We start from the raw sequence: 20822 nt of genomic DNA, 5'->3' as shown, positions 1-20822 counted from the left end.
CATGGCAGGCACATCCCAACACGGCAAAGCGTTCATTCGCCCGAAGAAGAAGGCCCACCTTCTGATTATCGAGGCGCGCTTTCATGACGATCTTGCCGACGCGCTACTCGACGGCGCGACGAGCGCGCTCGACGAAGCCGGCGCGACCTATGACGTCGTCACCGTTCCCGGTTCGCTGGAAGTTCCAGCAGTGATCACTTTTGCGCTCGACGGCATGGGCGAGGGCGGCAAGGACTATGATGGTTTTGTCGCGCTCGGCACCATCATTCGTGGCGACACTTATCATTTCGACATCGTCGCCAATGAATCGAGCCGCGCGCTGATGGATCTCTCGGTGCAGGAAGCGATTGCGATCGGCAACGGCATCCTGACCACCGAGAACGACGCGCAGGCCTGGACGCGCGCCAAGCGCTCGGAGGGCGACAAGGGCGGCTTTGCCGCGCGCGCGGCGCTGACCATGATCGCGCTCAAGGAGAAGCTGGGAGCGCAATCGTGAGCGAACCCGCTTCGCCCGGCCAGCCCGCGATACGCCACGCCAACAAGCGTGGCGCCGCCCGTCTGGCCGCCGTGCAGGCGCTTTACCAGATGGACGTGGCCGGCAGCGGCGTCTTCGAGATCACCGCCGAATACGAGGCGTTCCGGCTCGGCAAGGAAGTCGACGGCGCGCTTTATCGCGAGGCCGACGCGCAGTGGTTCCGCGCAATCCTGGCCGGCGTCGTCGAGAACCAGACGACCATCGATCCGATCATACGCCAGGCGCTGACGGAAGACTGGCCGCTGTCCAGACTCGATTCGACATTGCGCGCCATCCTGCGCGCCGGCGTCTACGAACTGATGAAGCGCGACGACGTGCCGGTGGCCGTCATCGTTTCGGAATATGTCGACATCGCCAAGGCCTTCTACGAGGAAGACGAGCCGAAGCTGACCAACGCCGTGCTCGACCGTGTGTCGCGCCGGGTGCGGGGCGAGGGGCGCGGCAAGGACGCATTGTGACCGGCACCGTCGCCGGCGCAGCAAGGGAAGCGCGCCGCACGGCGATCATTCTGGCGACGTCGCAGGCGATTATCGGTTCGGCCGCGCCGATTGCCATTTCCATGGGCGGGCTGGCCGGGCAATATCTGCTTGGCCCCGATAAGTCGCTGGCAACGGCGCCAATCACCGGCTTCAACATCGGCGTGGCGCTCGGCGCGTTGCCGGCCGCGGCCATCATCCGCTGGCTCGGCCAGCGCGGCGGCTTCATGACCGGCACCATCGTCACCGCGCTTGGCGGCGTCATCTCCACGCTGGCACTGTTCCACGCCAGCTTCTGGCTGTTCGTTTTCGCCCTGCTGGTGATCGGCGTCGGCGGCGCCTTCGTCCAGCAGTTCCGCTTCGCCGCCGCCGATAATGCTCCGCCCGAATTCAAGGCGCGCGCCATTTCCTTCGTGCTGGCCGGCGGCGTCATCACCGCGATTCTCGGGCCGCAGATCGTCATCTTCACCCGCGAATTGCTGGCGCCGGTGATGTTTGCCGGCTCGTTCGTGGCCATTCCGGTTCTGGCGGCGGCCGGCGCCATCATCCTGTCATTCCTGCGCATCCCGGCCAAGGCTCCCGGCCACGCGGAAGTCGCGTCAAGCGACGCCCGGCCGCTGTCCGAGATCGTCACCCGGCCGCGTTTCGTCGCGGCACTGTTTTGCGCCGTCGGCAGCTATGCGCTGATGAGTTTCGTCATGACCGGCGCGCCGCTGGCCATGGTCGGCTGCGGCCTGTCGACGGACGACGCCACGCTCGGCATTTCCTGGCATGTGATGGCGATGTTTGCGCCGAGCTTCTTCACCGGATCGCTGATCCATCGCTTCGGCGCCGAACGCATCGTCGCAACCGGCCTGGTCCTGCTCATCGGCTGCGCCGCGGTGGCATTGTCCGGCCTGCATTTGTGGCAGTTCTGGACGGCGCTGATCCTGCTTGGCCTCGGCTGGAATTTCGCCTTCATCGGCGCCACCTCCATGGTCGCCGACAGCTACCATCCGTCCGAAAAGAGCAAGGTGCAGGGCTTCCACGACTTCGTCCTGTTCGGCTCCGTCGCCTTCGCCTCGCTAATGTCGGGCGCCATCTACAATGCCTGGGGCTGGGAGATGCTGAACTGGCTGGTTTTCCCGGTCGTCGCCCTGTGTTTCGTCGCCCTTGGCGCGCTCAAACTGACCGGATCGCGCAAAGCCCGCGCCTGATCCGGTTCTATCTTTGGCTTGGCACGACCTGTCAGCATGGCGCCGACCGAATCGCGGCGACCGCATAAAATTATTGCTTCTGTACCCATTGTTATGAAACCGTGTGCCCCGACGGGGCGTTGAAGCCATGCTCATATGCGGCCACCGCATTTCGGTCCAAAGCAAGGGGTTTTCACAATGTTTTCAGTCAAGATTCTGGCCGGCGCGGCGTTGGCGCTCGGCATCACGGCCGCCTCCGCCAATGCCCAGGTGGTCGTCTCCTCGAAGATCGACACCGAGGGCGGCGTGCTCGGCAACATCATCCAGCTTGTGCTCAACGCCAACAACATCAAGACCACCGACCGCATCCAGCTCGGCGGCACGCCGGTGGTACGCAAGGCGATCACCGCCGGCGAGATCGACATCTATCCCGAGTACACCGGCAATGCCGCTTTCTTCTTCGAGAAGGCCGACGATCCGGTCTGGAAGGATGCCGCCAAGGCCTATGAGACCGCCAAGAAGCTCGACTATGACGCCAACAAGATCGTCTGGCTGTCGCCGTCACCGGCCAACAACACCTGGGCGATCGCGCTGCGCAAGGAGGTTGCCGAGACCAACAAGCTGGCGACCCTTACCGACTTCGGCAAATACGTCGCCGGCGGCGGCACGGTGGTTTTGGCGGCGTCGGCTGAGTTCGTCAATTCGGCGGCAGCCCTGCCGGCGTTCCAGACCACTTACGGCTTCACGCTGAAGCCGGAGCAGTTGATCACGCTTTCGGGCGGCGACACCGCCGCGACAATCGGTGCTGCCGCCAACCAGACCAACGGCGCCAACGCCGCCATGGTCTACGGCACCGACGGCGGCATCGCGCCGTCCGGCCTGGTCGTGCTCGCCGACGACAAGGGCGTGCAGCCGGTCTACCAGCCGGCGCCGATCATCCGCGAAGCGGTGCTGAAAGAGCATCCGGAGATCGAGACGCTGTTGAAGCCGGTGTTCGCCAAGCTCGACCTCGTCACGCTGCAGGAACTCAACGGCCGCGTCCAGGTCGGCGGCGAGCCGGTCAAGGGTGTCGCCGAGGACTTTTTGAAGAAGAACGGGTTTTTGAAGTAGTCAGCGCATATTTGATCGTGACGCTGGTGCGAGACACCCCTCTCTGGAAGCTGCTGATCTCCCCCCTTGCGGGGGAGATGTCCGGCAGGACAGAGGGGGGTGCTGTCCCACCGACCTCACAACCGGTAGCAGGTGCGTGCCTCGACAGGGTTGCTTCCGAACAGGCCGACGCTCGAAAGCTGACGATCCTTCACACCCCCCTCTGGCCTGCCGGCCATCTCCCCCGCAAGGGGGGAGATCGGACTTCGCGTCGGCTTGCGCCGATCACCAGCGTAGTCTGCGCAACGTGGAAAATCGCTCCTCATGAGGGGCATCCATGACCCTGCGTTTCGACAAGCTCGGCATGGTTATCGCGGCGATCGTTGCCTATGCGGAGTTTCTGGCTCCGTTCGCCACCTTCCGCGCCAATCGTATCGTTCCCGGTCAGGCGCGCTCGATCCTGGAGGCGCTGCCGGCCACAGTCGGGCCGCTACTGCTGGCGATCGTCGTCGTGGCCGCAATTGTTGCCTTGCTGAAAACCCCGCTTGTCCTGCGCCTGGCCGCAAGCGTCGTGGCGCTCGCCGCCCTTGCCATCCTGATCGGTGTCGCCGGCACCTTCCTGATGCCGGCCGGCAACACCTTCGCCCGCATCTCGCCGGCTTCCGGGTTCTGGCTGTTGATCTTTGCCTTCACATTGTTGCTCGCCGACGTGCTGACCAGGCTCAACCTGTCGCCAGCGGCCCGCGTCGGCGTGCTCGTCGTCGCGGCGCTGGCCATCGGCTTGTTGCTGATATCGGGGCAGTGGGATAGCCTGTCGATCCTCAAGGAATATGCAAACCGCGCCGATAGTTTCTGGGCCGAAGGCTCCAAGCACATCACACTGGCGCTGGGGTCGCTGGCGGCGGCGGTGATCGTCGGCCTGCCGCTCGGCATTCTATGCCATCGCGTCGAACGGTTGCGCGCCGGTGTGCTCAACGTGCTCAACATCGTCCAGACCATACCCTCGATCGCGCTGTTCGGCCTGCTGATCGCGCCGCTCGGCTGGGTCGCCACCCATGTTCCGGGTGCCGCAGCGCTCGGTATCAGAGGCATCGGCACCGCGCCCGCCTTCGTTGCCTTGTTCCTCTATTCGCTGCTGCCGGTGGTGGCCAACACCGTGGTCGGGCTTGCCGGCGTACCCCGCGCGGCCAATGATGCAGCGCGCGGCATGGGCATGACCGATGGCCAGCGCCTGTTCGGCGTCGAGTTTCCGTTGGCCTTTCCGGTGATCCTCACCGGCATCCGCATCGTGCTGGTGCAGAACATCGGCCTGGCCACCATCGCAGCACTCATCGGCGGCGGCGGCTTCGGTGTGTTTGTGTTTCAGGGCGTTGGCCAGACGGCGATGGACCTGGTGCTGCTGGGCGCCGTGCCGACGGTGGCGCTGGCTTTTGCCGCGGCCATCATCCTCGACGCAGTAATCGAGATGACCGCCACCAGGCGCAGGGTTGAAACGGCATGATCGAGATCGAAGGCATTACCAAGCGCTATGACGCGACGACCGTGGTCAACGACGTGTCCATGGTCGTCGAGCCGCGCACGGTTTGCGTCATTGTCGGTACCTCCGGTTCCGGCAAGACGACGCTGCTGCGAATGATCAACCGGCTGGTCGAGCCGACCGCCGGCGTCATCAAGCTCGACGGCAACGACAACCGCTCGCTGCCCGGCTACGAACTGCGCCGCAGCATCGGCTACGCCATCCAGGGCCACGGCCTGTTCCCGCACCGCACCGTTGCGCAGAACATCGCCACCGTGCCGGTCCTGCTGGGCTGGGACAAGGACCGCATCAAGGCCCGCGTCGATGAGTTGATGACACTCTACCAGCTCGACCCCGAGGCTTATGGCCCGCGCTACCCGCACGAACTGTCCGGCGGGCAACAGCAGCGTGTCGGCGTCGCCCGCGCGCTCGCCGCCGAGCCCAATGTGCTTCTGATGGACGAGCCGTTCGGCGCACTCGACCCGATCATCCGCACCAAGGCGCAGGAGGACCTGCTGGCAATCCAGAAGCGCTTCGGTACCACCATCATCCTCGTCACCCACGACATGGAGGAGGCGGTCCACATGGGCGACAAGATCGCCGTCATGGATGCCGGAAAGCTGGTGCAATACGCCAAGCCGGAAGAGATCCTGGCGCGGCCGGCGAACGCCTTCGTCGAAACCCTGGTCGGCGCCAGCGAAAAGCCGTTCCGGCTCTTGTCGCTCGGCCGCGTGCGCGAGGCCGTGGAAAAGGGGTCTGCCGAAGGCGAGGCGATCCCAGGCGACGCCAGCCAGCGCGACGCGCTGGCCGAGCTTCTGTGGTCGGGCCGGCCCGCGCTGCCGGTCAAGGGCGAAGACGGCAAGCCGCTCGGCCGCGTCACCGTCGACGGGCTGGTGAAGCGCGCGGCGAGGCCGGCATGAAAGGGGCCGGTCTAAAAGCCTGGCTGCCTTCGCTGCTCAGGCTTGCACTGGTGGTGCTTCTCATAGCCTTCGTCACCAATCCCGGCTGGTTCGAGCCGCTGTTGAAGCCGCTGACCGAAAACAATGCGCCGGCGATCTACAATCAGGGCAGCCTGCTGACGCTGACCCTGCTGCATCTCAGGACCGTGCTGATCGCTACCGTCGCCGCAACCATCGTTGCCGTGGCGCTTGCCATCCTGGTGACCAGGCCGGCGGGCGCCGAATTCCTGCCGCTGTCGCGCAGCTTGGTGAACATCGGCCAGACCTTTCCGCCGGTGGCGGTGCTGGCGCTGGCGGTGCCCGCCGTCGGTTTCGGCGAGAAGCCGACGCTGATTGCGCTGTTTCTCTACGGCCTGCTGCCGATCTTCGAGAACGCGCTGACCGGCCTCACGACACTGCCCGGCAACATCATGGAGGCCGCGCGCGGCGCCGGCATGACGGGCTGGCAAAGGCTGATCAAGGTCGAATTGCCGCTGAGCGCGCCGATCATTCTGGGCGGCATAAGGCTGTCGGTGGTGATCAGCCTGGCCACGGCGACGATCGGTTCGACGGTTGCCGCCAAGACGCTGGGCGAGGTGATCATCGCCGGCCTGCTGTCCAACAATCTCGCCTTCGTCCTGCAAGGCGGCCTGATCGTCGCGGCGCTGGCGGTGCTGATCTATGACGGACTGTCCGCCATCGAGCGCTATACGGCGCGCAAGATGGGGCAGGAGACTGGCGACTGACCTTCGCTGGACTGCGGGCAAAGCATTGACTGACGCAGCGTCATTTCAACCGATCTAATAGCAAGGCATCGGCCACGGGAATGTTCTGGCCTAAACCTTTTGGCTGAAAGCGGGGCAAAAACCGAACAATATCTTGACGTTCCGAGCCCTGTTTCGCATACACCGCTGCGAAGGACGGATTCCGCCTAGGCTTATCCGCTCCCCGCACCAACGGCCCAGGGAGGGGTTCTTTTGGGCCATCAATCGAGGAAAATTCGGCAATGACCATCATTTCTGCCGTCATCGCCTGCGGCTTGCTTTCAATCCTTTACGCCATCTGGGCGACACGATCGGTTCTTGCAGCCGATCAGGGCAACGCACGCATGCAGGAAATCTCCGCCGCCATCCGCGAAGGCGCGCAAGCCTATCTGGCGCGCCAGTACACCACCATCGCCATCGTCGGCGTGGTCGTGCTTGTGCTCGCCTGGTGGCTGCTCTCGATCACCGCCGCGGTCGGCTTCCTGATCGGCGCCGTGCTCTCTGGCGCCGCCGGTTTCATCGGCATGCACGTCTCGGTGCGCGCCAATGTGCGCACCGCGCAGGCGGCGTCCAACAGCCTCGCCGCCGGTCTCGACATCGCCTTCAAGTCGGGCGCCATCACCGGTATGCTGGTGGCTGGCCTCGCGCTGCTCGGCGTGTCGATTTACTACTATATTCTGACCGGCCCGATGGGCCTGCAGCCCAATGACCGCATCGTCATCGATGCGCTGGTTTCGCTCGGCTTCGGCGCTTCGCTGATCTCGATCTTCGCCCGTCTGGGCGGCGGCATCTTCACCAAGGGCGCCGACGTCGGCGGCGATCTCGTAGGCAAGGTCGAAGCCGGTATTCCCGAAGACGATCCGCGCAACCCGGCCACCATCGCCGACAATGTCGGCGATAATGTCGGCGACTGCGCCGGCATGGCCGCCGACCTCTTCGAGACCTATGCGGTGACCGTCGTTGCCACCATGGTTCTGGCCGCCATCTTCTTCGGCGGAACCGCCGCTCTGGGTGCGGCGATGCTCTATCCGCTCGCGATCTGCGGTGCCTGCATCCTGACCTCGATCGTCGGCACCTTCTTCGTCAAGCTCGGTTCCAACGGCTCGATCATGGGCGCCCTCTACAAAGGCCTGATCGTCACCGGCCTGCTGTCGATCGTCGGTCTCGGCGTCGCTACCTCGGCAACCGTCGGCTGGGGCGAGGTCGGCACCGTCGCCGGCATGACAATCATCGGCAAGAACCTGTTCATCTGCGGCCTGATCGGTCTCGTTGTGACCGGTCTCATCGTGGTGATCACCGAATACTATACCGGCACCAACAAGCGCCCGGTGAACTCCATCGCCCAGGCCTCGGTGACCGGTCACGGCACCAACGTCATCCAGGGACTTGCGGTGTCGCTCGAATCGACCGCACTGCCGGCAATCGTCATCGTCGGCGGCATCATCTCGACCTACCAGCTCGCCGGCCTGTTCGGGACGGCGATCGCGGTCACCACCATGCTCGGCCTGGCCGGCATGATCGTCGCCCTCGACGCCTTCGGCCCGGTCACCGACAATGCCGGCGGCATTGCCGAAATGGCCGGCCTGCCCAAGGAAGTGCGCCACTCCACCGACGCGCTCGACGCGGTCGGCAACACCACCAAGGCGGTGACCAAGGGCTATGCCATCGGTTCGGCCGGCCTCGGCGCGCTGGTGCTGTTTGCGGCCTATTCGAACGATTTGAAGTTCTTTGCCGCCAATGGCGACAAATATCCGTACTTCCAGGGCATGGGCGATGTCTCCTTCGACCTCTCCAATCCCTACGTCGTCGCCGGCCTGATCTTCGGCGGTCTGATCCCGTATCTGTTCGGCGGCATCGCCATGACGGCCGTCGGCCGTGCGGCCGGCGCCATCGTCGAGGAAGTGCGCAAGCAGTTCCGCGAGGATCCGGGCATCATGGCCGGCACCTCCAAGCCAAACTATGCCCGCGCCGTCGACCTTCTGACCAAGGCGGCGATCCGCGAAATGATCATCCCCTCGCTGCTGCCGGTGCTGGCGCCGCTCGTCGTCTATTTCGGCGTGCAGCTGATCTCGGGCTCCAAGGCGTCCGCCTTTGCGGCGCTCGGCGCCTCGTTGCTCGGCGTCATCGTCAACGGCCTGTTCGTCGCCATCTCGATGACTTCGGGCGGCGGCGCCTGGGACAATGCCAAGAAGTCGTTCGAGGACGGTTTTGTCGACAAGGACGGCGTCAAGCACCTCAAGGGGTCCGAAGCGCACAAGGCTTCGGTCACCGGCGACACGGTTGGCGATCCCTACAAGGACACCGCCGGCCCGGCGGTCAACCCGGCAATCAAGATCACCAACATCGTGGCGCTTCTGCTGCTGGCCGTGCTCGCGCACGGCTAAGGCAACGCCACTGCTTCAGGAACAAACCCGCGGGAGCGATCCCGCGGGTTTTTGTTTGAGATTTACGCTGGTGGCAGTCAACCCTCATCCGGCTCGGTCCCCACATCGCCGCGCTTGCTGTAGCGATCCAGCAATTCTCTCACGCCAGGTTCGCGCTCAGGCATCGGCGCCAGGCCACGCAGGCGCCGCAGCTTGGCAAGGAAGGCGCCTCGCTTATACTTGCGGCGGAAGGCGCGGGCGCGGGGATGGATGCCAAGAGCCGCCATCAGCCTGCGCCTGAGATAACTCGATGCCGCCAGGCGAATGGGTTCGCCCGCGCAGCCAAGGATTTTCACGCGCAAGGCGTCCGGCGTCTGCATGGCATCCAGAAGATCCTTCTGTTCCTGCGCATTGTCGCCGAGATAGGAACCCTTGCGTATGCCGGAATGCAACTTGATCACCGTGAGGTGCGGCATCGTCGCGATCACCGCGCCCTTTCGCCATGCCCGAAACAGCCAGTCCTGCGAGCTTTCGCAAAAGCACTGGCTGGCGGGTCGCCAAGGTCCGAGCAGGCTGAACGAAGCGCGGCGAAACATGTGTGCCGAGCCAAATCCTTCCGTCGTGACGGGGTCGTAATAACCATCCTTGCCGATCCCGAAGATCGAATTGACAGGATTGCCGGCCGCCGACGGCGGCTGGATGACGGCACCGCGCGCCAGCACCACGTCGGCGCCCGAGGCGTCGATCCAGCCGGTCATCGCCGCCAAATGGTCGGGAAACCACAGATCGTCGTGGTTGAGCAAGGCGACGAAGCGGCCACGCGCCCTGGCAAAGCCGATATTGTTGGGACCGGACTGTTCGCCGAAATTGACAGGAAGATCGATGTAGACGATGCGGGCATCGTCAAATTCAGCGACAACGGCCGCCGTATCCGGCCTGCAATCGTCGCCGATGACCAAGGCTTCCCAGCCTTGCAACGTCTGGCGCATGACGCTGGTCAATGCCTGCCGCAGTGCTGCCGGCCGGTTGTGCGTCGCGATCACGATCGAGACCAGCGGTTCGCCGCCGGCCTGATCGCGCTGCGCCGATGCTTCCACGCTACACCAGTCTGTAGGGAATGTGGTCGGTGTCTGGCGGCAGGCGCCAATGGTCGGGCTGATCGTAGGCATAGGCCTTGTCGACGAGGTTGAGCAGCACCGCCGTCTCCGCTCCGAGCGAAACAACACCGTGCCATATTCCGGGTGGAATGATGACGACCGCCGGGCGCAACGGGCCGATAATCTTGTGCCAGACGGCGCCGAAGGTCGGCGAGGCCTTGCGTCCGTCAAACAGCGAAATGCGGACGCTGCCGACGCAGCAGAACAGCCGGTCGGTGGTCACCGCGTGTGCATGCCAGCCAGTCACCGCGCCGGGATACAAGGTCCGTTGGAAGACCTGGCCGACCGGCTCCGAATCGAGCTCCCACTCCTCGCGAAAGATCTCGGTCAGATAGCCGGTGGAGGTTGCGACCGGCCTGATCTCCTTGACCCTCACGCCATCGATCGCCACCGGCTCGATGGGTATCCAGTCAGGCGTGACCACCTGGCCGTCAGCCGTTCCGGTCGCCATCCAGCCTGTCGGTTTTGTCCGGTTTTTGTCCTGCACGGATGCTCCCCCAATTCAGCGTGATGCGCGATTGGCCAGCACGGTCTGATACGAATTTGACCGGTCGCTGGCAAGTACGCGTCAAGGTTTGCTGATGGGTTTCGACCTCACGGCACTTGATGTTTCCGACGCATCGGAGGGCCGCATTGCCCAAAACGTCGTTCCGTTCTGCCCAAGCCCGGACCGTCCGCCTGCTTTAATACCCCGGCCATTGGCCAGGACATTGCGATCGACGCGGTGTCCGCCGCCCTTGCGGCGATTTTGGCCAGGGAAACGACATTTCGGCAGGGAAAAGAAATGGACATTTTTTTGATGACGGCTTCGCTTGCGCTGGCTGGAATTATTGCCGGCATCTACGTCTCGGGCGTAATCCACGATTTTCGCATCGATGATCTTACCGCCGGCCAGTACATGGCCATGCATCAGATGCGCGACCGGACGTTTACCCGGGTGATGCCGTTAGTCAGGCTGACGACGCTGGTGCTGATCGCGGCGATGGCGATGTTTGCGGTCGATGCCGGCCTGCCGCGCATCCTGACCATCGTCGCCGCGGCGCTGGTGGTGATCGACATTGGCTTCACCGTCAGCCGTCAGGTGCCGCTCAACAAACAGGTGCAGAGCTGGACGCCGGTGACCATCCCCGATGATTGGGCTCAGACGCGCGACAGCTGGGCGGCCAACCACAATCTGCGCCTTGTGCTTGGACTGGCCGAATACGCCTGCCTGTTTGCCGCGGTCATCCTGACGCTCAGCCGGTGATTCAGTTTTCGCGGAACGCCGCGGCATGGGTCGGCACTTCTGCCGGCCGCCGCCGTTGAAAACAGGAGTATTGCCATGCTGCACCACGCTTCATTCAACGCCCGCGATCCGCAGGCCGTCGCCAGCGTCCTTCCCGAAATGCTGGTCGCCACTGCGGTTCGTGCGCCGTCGCCGCCATTCCCGCAGGGCGCATGGTTTGTCTGCCTCGGCGACGATTTCGGCTCGCTGATCGAAATCCTGCCGTGCGGCACGGTTCTGGACCAGCAAGCGCCGCTCGGCATCGGCTTCGACCCGAACATGCGCCTGCTCCGGCTCGCATGTGCTGCTCAGCACGCCCAATTCGACCGAAACCATCCAGGGCATTGCCGCCCGCATGGGCTGGCATAGCGGGCTGATCGATGCCCGCCTGTTCAAGGTGCTCAAGGTCTGGGTCGAGGACGAAACCCTGGTCGAATTCCTGACGCCCGAGATCGCACCGCTATACCGCGCGACATTCGCCTGGGGCGGCATGGCGACACTCGACGCCAAGCTGCGCGAGCTGGAGAGCCAGATGGCGGCAGCGCTTGCCGCCAAGACCGCAAACCAGTCGGGCCGCAAGGATGAGCAAATGGCCGATACGATGTGATGAGAGCTCCTAGACGGCCGCCGAGGTCAACCGTCGCCGGTGTTGTCGCCGGCTTCCGCCTTCAGCCAGTTGATGAACGATCTGGCAGGCTCCCAGGCGGAGATGGACGGGTGCACGACGACGTAGTGGTTCCAGTTCGTCGGTATGTCCGTCGTCAGGAGGCGGACGAGCCTGCCGGTGCGCAAATCGCTCTCGACCAGCGACTTCCTCGCGATGGCGACGCCCAGACCGCTCGCCGCCGCTTCGACCGCCAGCAAGGTGCCGTTCAGATTCATGCCGTCGCCAACCGTATCCAGCGGCAGATTGTTTCTCTCGAACCAGTGGCGCCAATTGGCGCCGCTCTCGTCATTTTCGGCCGTCGTGTCGAGGATGCGGAACAGTCGCAGCACATCGTGCTGGTCTCTGACCGGGCCGTTGGCGACGAGATAGTCGGGACTGACGACAGGAAAGATCGCATCCGCCATCAGCCATTCGGTCTCGACGGCCGGATAGTGTCCGCCGCCGAAGCGCAATGCGATGTCGACTGTTCGCTGCGAAAGGTCGACGACTGCAAGATCCGCATTGATGTCGATCTCTGTTTCGGGATGCTTTTTGCGAAACCTGTGCAGGCGCGGGGCCAGCCAGCGTACGGCATGCGAAGGAATGGCAGTGACCCTCAGCCTCGTGCGCTCGTTGCGCGCGACACTCGCGACCGTGCTCTGGATTTCCAGCAATGCGCGTCGCACGCCCGCGGACAATCTTTCGCCTTCAAGCGTTAGTTCGACGCGGCGGACATGGCGGGTGAACAGAAGCACGCCGAGATCGGCTTCGAGATCGGCGATGCGGTGGCTGAGCGCGCTTGGCGTAACATTCAGCTCATCGCCGGCGCGCTTGAAGCTGCCCAGCCGGGCAATGACCTCGAAAGCACGAATGGATTCCAGTTGTGGAAGCCGTCTTGTCATTTGCCGTTACCCGATCCTGCCCATGGGTTCCTTAGCATGAATGAACAAAGCTCATCCATAGCTTCGTAAATAGTCTTTTGTCCAAGTGCGCAAATCATTGTAGCCATCCACTGCCCCCGATTGCCGCCGTCGGATGAGAGGCCGTTCATGGAACGAGCCTCGACTACGAACGACAGTGAAATGAAGACAATCGCTTGGGAGTACCCCATGACTATTCGACCCCCCGAGTTTGCGCATGCGCGCTTTTCGACCGCCATGTGGCCGCGAGTGGAATGGCGAAACGTCTATTGCGACCTGTTGCGCCGGATGGTGACCGACATGGATTTTAACGTCACGGAGGAAAAGCTCTCCGTCAACGCAACCATCCTGCGGCTGCCGGGCGTCGGCATCGCCGATTCGAGGACCACCGCCTTCCGCACCATCCGTTCTCGCGCCATGGCCACGGGGACCGATGATTACATTTTCTTCATGTGTCTCGAGGGCGCTGCCACCTTCTCGCATCTCGGCCGCGAGGCCAGCATCGAGGCCGGCCAGGCAATCCTTCTGTCCTCCTCTGATCCGCATGTGATCGAGCGGGCGATGTCGCATCATCTCTTCATCACCATCCCCAAGGCAGCGCTCGGGCCCATGGCTGCGAATGCGGATGCCGCCCTGATGACGCCGATGTCATGCGTGGGCGAAAAGTTCTTGCTGCTGACCAGCTATGTCCGTCTGCTGATGCAGGAGCCGAACCTGGCCGCGTCCGAATTGCGCTGGCTTGCCGCCAAGCACATACAGGACCTTGTCGCGGTCGTGGTCGGGGCAACGCAGGACGCCACCGAGGTCGCCGCAGGCCGCGGCATACGCGCCGCGCGGCTGCGCGCCATCAAAGCCGATATCGAAAGCAATCTGGCTTCCGGCGATGTCGGGTCCGACGCGCTGGCCGGGCGCCACCGCGTCAGCGCGCGCTATATCAGAAAGCTGTTCGAGGGTGAGGGTACCTCGCTGTCGCAGTTCGTGCTTGGCCGGCGGCTGGCGCTGGTTTGCAGCAAGCTATCCGACCTGCGCCTGGCACACCGCACCATCGGCGCCATCGCCTTCGACGCCGGCTTCGGCGATCTCTCGACCTTCAACCACGCCTTCCGCCGGCATTTCGGCATGACGCCTTCGGAAGCGCGGCAGAGTGCGGCTGTGCACCGCGCCTCGCTGGAGCCCGGTGGCCGAACAGGCCACGCGCGGCAAAGCGCGACGGGTGTTGCGGCCGCATGACCTCAAAACAAAAGCCCGCAGGATCGCTCCCGCGGGCTTTTGGTCGCCTGAGATGGTGTCGCTTCGGGGGAAGCAAAAATCTGAGGAAGGCGGTCGCTTCTTAGGCGCCGCCGCCAGGAATGGGGGGCGCCAGCTTGCTGGCGCCTTTGATGATCTGGCTGAGGAAGTTCTGGTCCTTGCCGCCGGTCGGCGTGGTGCGCGAGATGAAGTCGAAAATCTTGCCGTCCTTCAGACCGTAATTGGCGATCTGGGTGACGCGCCCGTCCTCGCCAAAATAGACCGCGAGCACTTTCTGGTCGACCAGGCGCGGCTTGTCGAAAGCGACATAGCGCTTGCGCGTTTGCGAAATGTAATAGAACGCCTCATTGTCGAAGGTGGCTTTCGTCGATGGCGTGCCGAGCGCCAGAAGCACCTGTTCGCGGCTGGAGCCCACCGGCACTGAATCGACCGCCTGCTGGTCGATAACATAGCCCTGCGTCAGCGTCTCGCTAGGGTTAAGGTCGCCGAACATCTTGGACGAATTGCAGCCCGACAGCGCGGAAGCCACCAGCACCAGCGAAACCGCGGCGGTGGCCCCGGGCAGAAAAGTCGACTTGAATTTCAGCGCGCGCAACAACAACTCCATTAGCTGGCCGCAACTTGCGCTGGGCGGCAAAACCGGTAAACCAGCTTGCTTGCCGATGCAACAAGGCCCATTCAAACAATCGGTCCCCAGGAGACCACCCTCAATGTTCCAGCGCCTTTTTGGCCGCGAACGCAACGCCAGCCGCGCTATCACCGAGGCGCTTTACGCACAAATCGTGGCGGCGGCGCGGCAGATCGTGTTTTATTCCCACTGGAATGTGCCGGATACGCCGCTCGGCCGTTTCGAGATGCTTTCGCTGCATATGTTCCTGTTTCAGCACCGGCTGCGCGGCGAAGAGGGCGTCGCGCAAGAGGTCGCGCAGGTGCTGATCGACGAGTTCTTTCTCGATGTCGAGCATTCGCTGCGGGAACTGGGCATTGGCGATGTCGGCGTGCCCAAGCGCATGAAGAGGCTGGCCAAAATGTTCTACGGCCGTACCGCCGCCTATGACGACGCGCTGGGACGCAGCGACCCCGACGCGCTTGCTGCCGCCCTGGCGCGCAATGTCAGGCCCGATGCCGGCGCCTGGCCGCAAGCCTTGCCGCTGGCGTCCTATGTAATCGATGCAGCAAGGCAGCTTGAAGCACAGCCGTCCGAATCGATCGTTTCCGGTGCCGTGGCGTTTCCGGTCGCGAAAGCGGAGTGAGGAGGGAGACCAAGATGAAACATCTGGACACGCCTAGCCCGGTCTCATTCGCGGCCAATGTCGGCCGCCTGCCGCACAAAGGTTTGCAGGTGGTGATCGACGCCGACGCCGCGCAGCGCGCAACGCTTGCGCGCGAGCACGAGCTGCTTTCGGTCGAAAACTACCGTGCTGAGCTTTTGGTGGCGCCGTGGAAGCGCAATGGCGTCAAGGTCAGCGGCCGCGTCGAGGCTGATATCACCCAGGCCTGCATCGTCACCCTTGAGCCGGTCGCGGCCCATATCGACGAAGAGGTCGAGGCGCTGTTCCTGCCCGAACAATCCAAACTCGGACGGCAAGGTTTCGAAGGCGGTGGCGAAATCCTGCTCGACGCCGAAGGGCCGGACAGCCCGGAAACTTTCTCCGGCGACACGATCGACGTCGGCGCGCTCGCCGAACAGTTCTTCGGGCTGGCGATCGATCCCTATCCGCGCAAGGCAGGCGCCTCGCTCGATGCCGCCGGCCCGAACGAGCCCGTCGAGAATGAATTCCAGCAAAAGCTGCGATCCTTGCTTGGAAAATCCTAAAACACGAAGCGATCGGAGAAAAGCCGGTTGTGCGGCAGCCCAAAACCGCTATTTTCGCCGAACCTTCGCGAGCCCCTGAATTTCGCGAGTTTCGTATTTCTTTCGAGGGCCATGTGCCCTGGCCCAAGCTAGTGAGATAAAGACCGCGTGATCAGGATTTCCATCGATGCCATGGGTGGCGATCACGGGCCAAACGTGGTCATCCCGGCACTCATGACGGTCGCCGTCAGGCGTCCCGACATCCGCTTCGTCATATATGGGCGCGAGGAATTGGTGCGCCCCGAACTCGCCAAATTCCCCAAACTGGCCGAGGTCAGCGAGTTCCACCATTGTGAAGTCGCGGTCAGGATGGACGACAAGCCGAGCCAGGCGCTGCGCCACGGCCGCTGGAAGTCGTCGATGTGGAAGGCTGTCGAAGCAGTCAAGAGTGGCAGCGCGCAGGCCTGCATTTCGGCCGGCAATACCGGCGCGCTGATGGCGATGTCGAAATTCTGCCTGCGCACGATGGCGACCATCGACCGTCCGGCGATCGCGGCGATCTGGCCCACGATGCGCGGCGAGAGCGTGGTGCTGGATGTCGGCGCCACCATCGGCGCCGATGCGCACCAGCTGATCGACTTTGCCATTCTCGGCACCGGCATGGCGCGCTCGGTGTTCGGCATCGACCGGCCGAAAGTCGGCCTGCTCAATGTCGGCGTCGAGGAGATCAAGGGACAGGAAGAGGTCAAGGAAGCCGGGCGCATGCTGCGCGAGGCCAACATGGCCTCGATGAATTATCATGGCTTCGTCGAGGGTGACGACATCGGCAAGGGCACGGTCGACGTGGTCGTCACCGAGGGCTTTGCCGGCAACATCGCGCTCAAGACGGCAGAAGGCACTGTGCGCCAGATCTCAGGCTATCTGCGCGCCGCGATGAACCGCACGCTGATGGCCAGAATCGGCTATGTCTTCGCCAAGGGCGCTTTTGACCGCCTGCGCGAAAAGCTCGATCCGGGCCGCTCCAATGGCGGTGTTTTCCTGGGTCTGAACGGCATCGTGGTAAAGAGCCATGGCGGCGCCGATTCGGACGGTTTCGCGGCGGCCATCGAGCTTGGCTACGACATGGTGCGCAACAATCTGATCGACCGCATAGAGGCCGATCTCGACCTGTTCCATGCGCGCAACCCGCATGCCCAGGCAAGCAGGAAATCCGACGCCACCGTCGACGAAAAGGAATAGGAAAGAGCTTTGATCAGATCAGTCGTGCGCGGCACCGGTGCTGCGCTGCCCCGCCGCATCATGAAGAATGCCGATTTCGAAGGCATGGTCGAGACCTCGGACGAGTGGATCGCCCAGCGCACCGGCATCCGCCAGCGTCATATCTCCGCCGATGACGAGACGACGGCGTCGCTGGGCGAGGCGGCGGCGCGCGCAGCGCTCGACAATGCTGGTCTTACGCCTGCCGACATCGACCTGATCGTGCTGGCGACCTCGACGCCCAACAACACCTTTCCGGCGACCGCCGTCGAGATCCAGAACCGGCTCGGCATGCATCACGGCTTTGCCTTCGACCTGCAGGCGGTGTGCTCGGGCTTCGTCTATGCGGTGACCACCGCCGACCTCTACATCAGAGGCGGCCTCGCCAAGCGCGTGCTGGTGATCGGCGCGGAGACCTTTTCCCGCATCCTCGACTGGAGCGACCGCTCGACCTGCGTCTTGTTCGGCGACGGCGCCGGCGCGCTGGTGCTGGAAGCGGATGAGGGCACTGGCGGCATTGCCGACCGTGGCGTGCTGGCGATGAGCCTGCGCTCCGACGGCGCCCACAAGGACAAGCTTTTCGTCGATGGCGGTCCCTCGACCACCGGCACCGTCGGCCATCTCAGGATGGAAGGCCGCGAGGTGTTCAAGCACGCCGTCGGCATGATCACCGACGTCATCGAGGCGACGTTTTCGCAGGCCGGCATAACCGCCGACGACCTCGACTGGTTCGTGCCGCATCAGGCCAATAAACGCATTATTGACGCTTCGGCCAAGAAGCTCGGGATTGCTGAGCAAAAGGTGGTGGTCACCGTCGATTTGCACGGTAACACCTCCGCTGCTTCCGTGCCGCTGGCGCTTTCGGTGGCCGTCGCCGACGGTCGCATCAAGAAGGGTGATCTCGTGCTCCTGGAAGCGATGGGCGGCGGCTTCACCTGGGGCGCGGTTCTCGTTCGCTGGTAAGTGCCGAACGGTCCGGTTTCGGTCCTTGACCTTGCCGGATCAATTACTTAGGCTCTGCCTTTACCTGTATCGATTTATGTTTTTTGAACTGATGGGACGGTCGCATGGGGGGAAAGACACTTACGCGCGCCGACCTTGCCGAAGCTGTTTACCGTAAGGTCGGCTTGTCACGCACTGAATCGGCAGAACTCGTCGAAGCGGTGCTGGACGAAATCTGTGAAGCCATCGTACGCGGCGAGACGGTGAAGCTGTCGTCCTTCGCCACCTTCCACGTCCGTTCCAAGAACGAACGCATCGGCCGCAATCCCAAGACCGGCGAGGAAGTGCCGATCCTGCCGCGCCGGGTGATGACCTTCAAGTCGTCGAACGTGCTGAAAAGCCGTATCCTGCGCTCGCACCAGAACAGCAAGGCCAAGGGCGGCAAATAGGTTCTGCCGCAGGCTTCGGTTGAAAACGCCGGGCCGTTTTGACGCCGGGCTTGAATATTGTTTCATAAACCGCTGAAATGATACCCGATTCGGCAGACTGGGCCGGATCGCCGTCCAGCGTGAGGATTTCGCCCATGGACAAGAGCCCCGACGCTTTCCGCACCATCAGCGAGGTCGCGGAGGATCTCGATCTGCCGCAGCACGTGCTGCGCTTCTGGGAAACCCGTTTCAACCAGATCAAGCCGATGAAGCGCGGCGGCGGCCGCCGCTACTACCGGCCACAGGATGTCGAACTGATCAAGGGCATCCGCCACATGCTCTACGACCAGGGTTACACGATCAAGGGCGTGCAGAAACTGCTGCGCGAGAACGGCAACCATTTCCTGGTCGCCATCGGCAATGGCGACATGGCTGCCGTCGAAGCGATCTCGCAGCGCAGGCAGGCCGATCAGGTGCCGCTGACGCCAGCCGCCCAGCCGCGCGGCATGGATGACGAGATGCTGGTCGGCCAGCCCAAGGTAAAACCCAGCCGCCGCTTTTTCGGCCTGGGCAAGACCGAGGAGGAAGGTCCGGTCCAGCCCGGCGCATCGAAACTGTCGCGCGACAACCGGGCCTTGCTGCAGGAGGCGCTGTTTGACCTCCTGGAGTGCAAGCGCCTGCTCGACCAGGTGCGCTAACCTTTCCGCTGCCTCGGGCAAGCAGACCGGAACCGGTTCTGCGGCCATGCGTTTGGCCTTCTCTCAAAAAGAAGGAAAACAATCATGGCATCGCTTTCGACCCTCTCCGATCTCGATCTCGAAAAGCAGGTCGCGACCCTTTCCAAAGAGCTCGCCGCCTTGCGCAAAGTCGTGGCCAAACGCGGCGGTGCTTACTACGAGGACGGGCGCGATGCCGCTTCGGACTATTATGGGCAGCTTGCCGACCTTGTCAGCGATGCGCTGCCGGCGATCAGGAAGCAGGGCAGGGCGATCGAAAAGACGGCGCGCGATCGTCCGGCAACAGCCGCTGCTGTTGGGTTGGTCGTGGTCGGCCTTCTCGCCAGCTTGTTGCTCAGCCGGCGCTAAAACAATTCACGAAAACAAAAAGAAAATGGCGGCCGTCCCGCGGACGACCGCCATTTCCCTGATCTGCGGCCGATTACTTGGCGAGCTTGATCTTGGCCTGCGGTGAAACCTGCGCGGTCTGGCTGCACTTGCCATAGACAGTGCCATTCTTGTCCGTGGCGTCGGTATAGGTGCCTTTGCACTCGATCGAGAGCACCAGGCAATGACCGGAGCCCTTGCAAACCGCGCCGCCGTCGCCCGTGGGATGCGTGCCGTTGGCGAAAGCCGAGGTCGGAACGGAAGCCGAACCGAAGGCCGAGACGATGAGGGCCGCGGCGAGCGTGATGCGCTTGAAGTTGGTCATTTGAGCATTTCCTTCTCTGGATCGAGGATCGCCACCATGGCGTCCTTCTGTGTTGGGATCGCCTTCTCGGCGTCCATGCCGGTTAGTGCGGCCTCCAAAGCAAAGGTTCATGCGTGGTTCGAATTTTCTTCGCGTTTTTTCGCGACGTCGATTTTTAGCCTTCGCCAACGGACGGCGCCTGGCGGGGCCGGCATCGATCATGCATTTTCGCGTGAAGGCCGCTGAGGTAGCGGCGCGGCATCCCATGCGAAGGTCACACCGTGGCGTGCCCAAATGGCCGGCCAAGACCTAGTCCGCGCCCGGCTCTTGTCAGGTAGCGGCAGCAGTCATTGCCGCCACTTGGCACCGCGCTTTCTGCCACTCCCGGCTGCGACTATAACGCCAGTCCAAAGGTACCGGCGGAGGAGACGGGCGTGGTCGCAAATTACATCGACGAGTTCATCATGTTCTGCGCTGGGCTGTGGATGACAGGCGTTGGTTTTGGGCTGCTCCAAAGTCCTTTTCAGGCCCAGAAAGGTCAGCAGCCATGGTGGCTGCAGGTCGCGAAGCATTTCAAATGGATGGGACCGCTTTTGATTTTGATCGCAATAGTGCTCGCGTTCGCGGCGCCGTCCTAGCGGGTTCCGACAGCATTGAGAGACCCGTGGTGTCCTGCAACTGGCAACCGCTGTGTTGTCGGCCTTGCGCCTGATACGTTCGTTGGGGTGCGCTGTGGTTGCTCGCGTTCTGGCGCATCGGCGCCATCGAATCCTGCCTTCAGCTTTTCCACGTGTCGCCTGGCAAAACCAACGGGAAGGCGGCCTTGGCGAGGACTCCAGGGCCAGCCTTCCCGTTGGGCAAGTCGGCCGTGTCAGGCCTTCTTGGCCTCCACCTTCTTGTGG

At 63.3% G+C, this 20822-nt stretch carries 25 protein-coding genes; 20 read left to right on the top strand and 5 right to left on the bottom strand.

Going from position 1 to position 20822, the window contains the following annotated elements:
• Position 1: 1 nt before the first annotated feature.
• The 8 genes from ribH (at position 2) to NKJ64_RS26300 (ending at position 8877) form a co-directional block, all read left to right on the top strand.
• Positions 2-496, top strand: a complete 495-nt coding sequence (gene ribH / locus NKJ64_RS26335; RefSeq protein WP_023727519.1) for a 6,7-dimethyl-8-ribityllumazine synthase — start codon at positions 2-4, stop codon at positions 494-496.
• A complete protein-coding gene (nusB, locus tag NKJ64_RS26330) occupies positions 493-993 on the top strand; it encodes a transcription antitermination factor NusB (protein ID WP_023682390.1) in 501 nt (166 codons plus the stop codon). Before ribH ends, nusB begins: the two co-directional genes overlap by 4 nt.
• Positions 990-2207 carry an MFS transporter gene (locus NKJ64_RS26325; protein ID WP_023727520.1) on the top strand — a complete coding sequence of 406 codons (1218 nt, stop codon included), beginning with the start codon at positions 990-992 and terminating at the stop codon, positions 2205-2207. The genes nusB and NKJ64_RS26325 overlap by 4 nt, the downstream gene beginning before the upstream one ends.
• A gap of 177 nt (positions 2208-2384) precedes the next feature.
• Entirely contained in the window at positions 2385-3296 is a 912-nt protein-coding gene (gene osmF, locus NKJ64_RS26320; protein ID WP_023689505.1) for a glycine betaine ABC transporter substrate-binding protein OsmF, read from the top strand.
• Between the two features lie 316 nt (positions 3297-3612).
• Positions 3613-4776, top strand: coding sequence for an ABC transporter permease (locus tag NKJ64_RS26315; protein ID WP_352463584.1), 1164 nt, complete (start codon positions 3613-3615; stop codon positions 4774-4776).
• Complete coding sequence (locus NKJ64_RS26310) at positions 4773-5711, top strand: ABC transporter ATP-binding protein (RefSeq protein WP_023697448.1); 939 nt, start codon at positions 4773-4775, stop codon at positions 5709-5711. The genes NKJ64_RS26315 and NKJ64_RS26310 overlap by 4 nt, the downstream gene beginning before the upstream one ends.
• Positions 5708-6475 (top strand): ABC transporter permease, encoded by a 768-nt coding sequence (locus NKJ64_RS26305; protein ID WP_023693265.1) that lies wholly within the window; start codon positions 5708-5710, stop codon positions 6473-6475. The genes NKJ64_RS26310 and NKJ64_RS26305 overlap by 4 nt, the downstream gene beginning before the upstream one ends.
• A 260-nt stretch (positions 6476-6735) precedes the next feature.
• Positions 6736-8877: a sodium-translocating pyrophosphatase gene (locus NKJ64_RS26300; RefSeq protein WP_023689501.1), complete on the top strand. Its 2142-nt coding sequence runs from the start codon at positions 6736-6738 to the stop codon at positions 8875-8877.
• Positions 8878-8954: 77 nt separating this feature from the next.
• On the opposite strand, the gene NKJ64_RS26295 is transcribed toward NKJ64_RS26300, so the two are convergent.
• Together NKJ64_RS26295 and NKJ64_RS26290 are read right to left on the bottom strand one after the other, a co-directional pair.
• Positions 8955-9953, bottom strand: coding sequence for a glycosyltransferase family 2 protein (locus tag NKJ64_RS26295; RefSeq protein WP_023697447.1), 999 nt, complete (start codon positions 9951-9953; stop codon positions 8955-8957).
• A 1-nt stretch (position 9954) separates the two neighbouring features.
• Positions 9955-10500, bottom strand: coding sequence for a dTDP-4-dehydrorhamnose 3,5-epimerase family protein (locus NKJ64_RS26290; RefSeq protein ID WP_352463583.1), 546 nt, complete (start codon positions 10498-10500; stop codon positions 9955-9957).
• 297 nt (positions 10501-10797) lie between these two features.
• Between NKJ64_RS26290 and NKJ64_RS26285 the strand changes: the two genes are divergently transcribed.
• The 3 genes from NKJ64_RS26285 (at position 10798) to NKJ64_RS26275 (ending at position 11884) form a co-directional block, all read left to right on the top strand.
• Positions 10798-11259 carry an anthrone oxygenase family protein gene (locus tag NKJ64_RS26285; protein WP_023697445.1) on the top strand — a complete coding sequence of 154 codons (462 nt, stop codon included), beginning with the start codon at positions 10798-10800 and terminating at the stop codon, positions 11257-11259.
• A gap of 75 nt (positions 11260-11334) precedes the next feature.
• The gene (locus NKJ64_RS26280) at positions 11335-11646 is read left to right on the top strand and encodes a hypothetical protein (RefSeq protein WP_023697444.1); all 312 of its coding nucleotides are present in this window, start codon (positions 11335-11337) and stop codon (positions 11644-11646) included.
• Complete coding sequence (locus NKJ64_RS26275) at positions 11633-11884, top strand: hypothetical protein (RefSeq protein ID WP_352463582.1); 252 nt, start codon at positions 11633-11635, stop codon at positions 11882-11884. The genes NKJ64_RS26280 and NKJ64_RS26275 overlap by 14 nt, the downstream gene beginning before the upstream one ends.
• A 26-nt stretch (positions 11885-11910) precedes the next feature.
• On the opposite strand, the gene NKJ64_RS26270 is transcribed toward NKJ64_RS26275, so the two are convergent.
• Positions 11911-12825 (bottom strand): LysR substrate-binding domain-containing protein, encoded by a 915-nt coding sequence (locus tag NKJ64_RS26270; RefSeq protein ID WP_050485769.1) that lies wholly within the window; start codon positions 12823-12825, stop codon positions 11911-11913.
• 207 nt (positions 12826-13032) lie between these two features.
• On the opposite strand from NKJ64_RS26270, the gene NKJ64_RS26265 reads away from it, so the two are divergent.
• Entirely contained in the window at positions 13033-14073 is a 1041-nt protein-coding gene (locus NKJ64_RS26265) for a helix-turn-helix domain-containing protein (protein ID WP_197031307.1), read from the top strand.
• 100 nt (positions 14074-14173) lie between these two features.
• Here the strand turns inward: NKJ64_RS26265 and NKJ64_RS26260 are convergent, their stop codons facing one another.
• Complete coding sequence (locus NKJ64_RS26260; protein ID WP_023669368.1) at positions 14174-14686, bottom strand: outer membrane protein assembly factor BamE; 513 nt, start codon at positions 14684-14686, stop codon at positions 14174-14176.
• A 115-nt stretch (positions 14687-14801) separates the two neighbouring features.
• Between NKJ64_RS26260 and NKJ64_RS26255 the strand changes: the two genes are divergently transcribed.
• From NKJ64_RS26255 to NKJ64_RS26225, 7 genes are all read left to right on the top strand, one after another.
• Complete coding sequence (locus NKJ64_RS26255) at positions 14802-15344, top strand: ubiquinol-cytochrome C chaperone family protein (protein ID WP_352463581.1); 543 nt, start codon at positions 14802-14804, stop codon at positions 15342-15344.
• A 14-nt stretch (positions 15345-15358) separates the two neighbouring features.
• Positions 15359-15907, top strand: a complete 549-nt coding sequence (locus tag NKJ64_RS26250; protein WP_023693270.1) for a YceD family protein — start codon at positions 15359-15361, stop codon at positions 15905-15907.
• A gap of 147 nt (positions 15908-16054) precedes the next feature.
• Positions 16055-17125 carry a phosphate acyltransferase PlsX gene (plsX, locus tag NKJ64_RS26245; protein WP_023700539.1) on the top strand — a complete coding sequence of 357 codons (1071 nt, stop codon included), beginning with the start codon at positions 16055-16057 and terminating at the stop codon, positions 17123-17125.
• 9 nt (positions 17126-17134) lie between these two features.
• Complete coding sequence (locus NKJ64_RS26240) at positions 17135-18106, top strand: beta-ketoacyl-ACP synthase III (protein WP_023669373.1); 972 nt, start codon at positions 17135-17137, stop codon at positions 18104-18106.
• 104 nt (positions 18107-18210) lie between these two features.
• Positions 18211-18534, top strand: a complete 324-nt coding sequence (locus NKJ64_RS26235) for an integration host factor subunit alpha (protein WP_006201891.1) — start codon at positions 18211-18213, stop codon at positions 18532-18534.
• Between the two features lie 134 nt (positions 18535-18668).
• Complete coding sequence (locus NKJ64_RS26230; protein WP_023669374.1) at positions 18669-19211, top strand: MerR family transcriptional regulator; 543 nt, start codon at positions 18669-18671, stop codon at positions 19209-19211.
• Between the two features lie 84 nt (positions 19212-19295).
• The gene (locus NKJ64_RS26225; protein ID WP_023705060.1) at positions 19296-19598 is read left to right on the top strand and encodes a hypothetical protein; all 303 of its coding nucleotides are present in this window, start codon (positions 19296-19298) and stop codon (positions 19596-19598) included.
• Positions 19599-19671: 73 nt separating this feature from the next.
• On the opposite strand, the gene NKJ64_RS26220 is transcribed toward NKJ64_RS26225, so the two are convergent.
• Complete coding sequence (locus tag NKJ64_RS26220; RefSeq protein ID WP_023669376.1) at positions 19672-19941, bottom strand: hypothetical protein; 270 nt, start codon at positions 19939-19941, stop codon at positions 19672-19674.
• Positions 19942-20354: 413 nt separating this feature from the next.
• Between NKJ64_RS26220 and NKJ64_RS26215 the strand changes: the two genes are divergently transcribed.
• Positions 20355-20558, top strand: coding sequence for a hypothetical protein (locus NKJ64_RS26215; RefSeq protein WP_023669377.1), 204 nt, complete (start codon positions 20355-20357; stop codon positions 20556-20558).
• Positions 20559-20822: the final 264 nt, after the last annotated feature.

This window comes from Mesorhizobium sp. M0062 (assembly GCF_040323125.1).
In the GTDB taxonomy this organism is placed as follows: Bacteria; Pseudomonadota; Alphaproteobacteria; order Rhizobiales; family Rhizobiaceae; genus Mesorhizobium.
This window is presented reverse-complemented; position numbering and strand designations above follow the sequence as displayed.

Bases quoted from the DNA above. Each gene is read 5' to 3' on its own strand.
- NKJ64_RS26230 (WP_023669374.1), top strand. From the start codon at position 18,669: ATGGACAAGAGCCCCGACGCTTTCCGCACCATCAGCGAGGTCGCGGAG.
- NKJ64_RS26220 (WP_023669376.1), bottom strand. From the start codon at position 19,941: ATGACCAACTTCAAGCGCATCACGCTCGCCGCGGCCCTCATCGTCTCG.
- NKJ64_RS26305 (WP_023693265.1), top strand. From the start codon at position 5,708: ATGAAAGGGGCCGGTCTAAAAGCCTGGCTGCCTTCGCTGCTCAGGCTT.
- NKJ64_RS26275 (WP_352463582.1), top strand. From the start codon at position 11,633: ATGGGCTGGCATAGCGGGCTGATCGATGCCCGCCTGTTCAAGGTGCTC.
- NKJ64_RS26285 (WP_023697445.1), top strand. From the start codon at position 10,798: ATGGACATTTTTTTGATGACGGCTTCGCTTGCGCTGGCTGGAATTATT.
- NKJ64_RS26280 (WP_023697444.1), top strand. From the start codon at position 11,335: ATGCTGCACCACGCTTCATTCAACGCCCGCGATCCGCAGGCCGTCGCC.
- NKJ64_RS26225 (WP_023705060.1), top strand. From the start codon at position 19,296: ATGGCATCGCTTTCGACCCTCTCCGATCTCGATCTCGAAAAGCAGGTC.
- NKJ64_RS26265 (WP_197031307.1), top strand. From the start codon at position 13,033: ATGACTATTCGACCCCCCGAGTTTGCGCATGCGCGCTTTTCGACCGCC.
- NKJ64_RS26300 (WP_023689501.1), top strand. From the start codon at position 6,736: ATGACCATCATTTCTGCCGTCATCGCCTGCGGCTTGCTTTCAATCCTT.
- osmF (WP_023689505.1), top strand. From the start codon at position 2,385: ATGTTTTCAGTCAAGATTCTGGCCGGCGCGGCGTTGGCGCTCGGCATC.
- NKJ64_RS26235 (WP_006201891.1), top strand. From the start codon at position 18,211: ATGGGGGGAAAGACACTTACGCGCGCCGACCTTGCCGAAGCTGTTTAC.
- NKJ64_RS26310 (WP_023697448.1), top strand. From the start codon at position 4,773: ATGATCGAGATCGAAGGCATTACCAAGCGCTATGACGCGACGACCGTG.
- NKJ64_RS26315 (WP_352463584.1), top strand. From the start codon at position 3,613: ATGACCCTGCGTTTCGACAAGCTCGGCATGGTTATCGCGGCGATCGTT.
- ribH (WP_023727519.1), top strand. From the start codon at position 2: ATGGCAGGCACATCCCAACACGGCAAAGCGTTCATTCGCCCGAAGAAG.
- NKJ64_RS26250 (WP_023693270.1), top strand. From the start codon at position 15,359: ATGAAACATCTGGACACGCCTAGCCCGGTCTCATTCGCGGCCAATGTC.
- NKJ64_RS26255 (WP_352463581.1), top strand. From the start codon at position 14,802: ATGTTCCAGCGCCTTTTTGGCCGCGAACGCAACGCCAGCCGCGCTATC.
- NKJ64_RS26270 (WP_050485769.1), bottom strand. From the start codon at position 12,825: ATGACAAGACGGCTTCCACAACTGGAATCCATTCGTGCTTTCGAGGTC.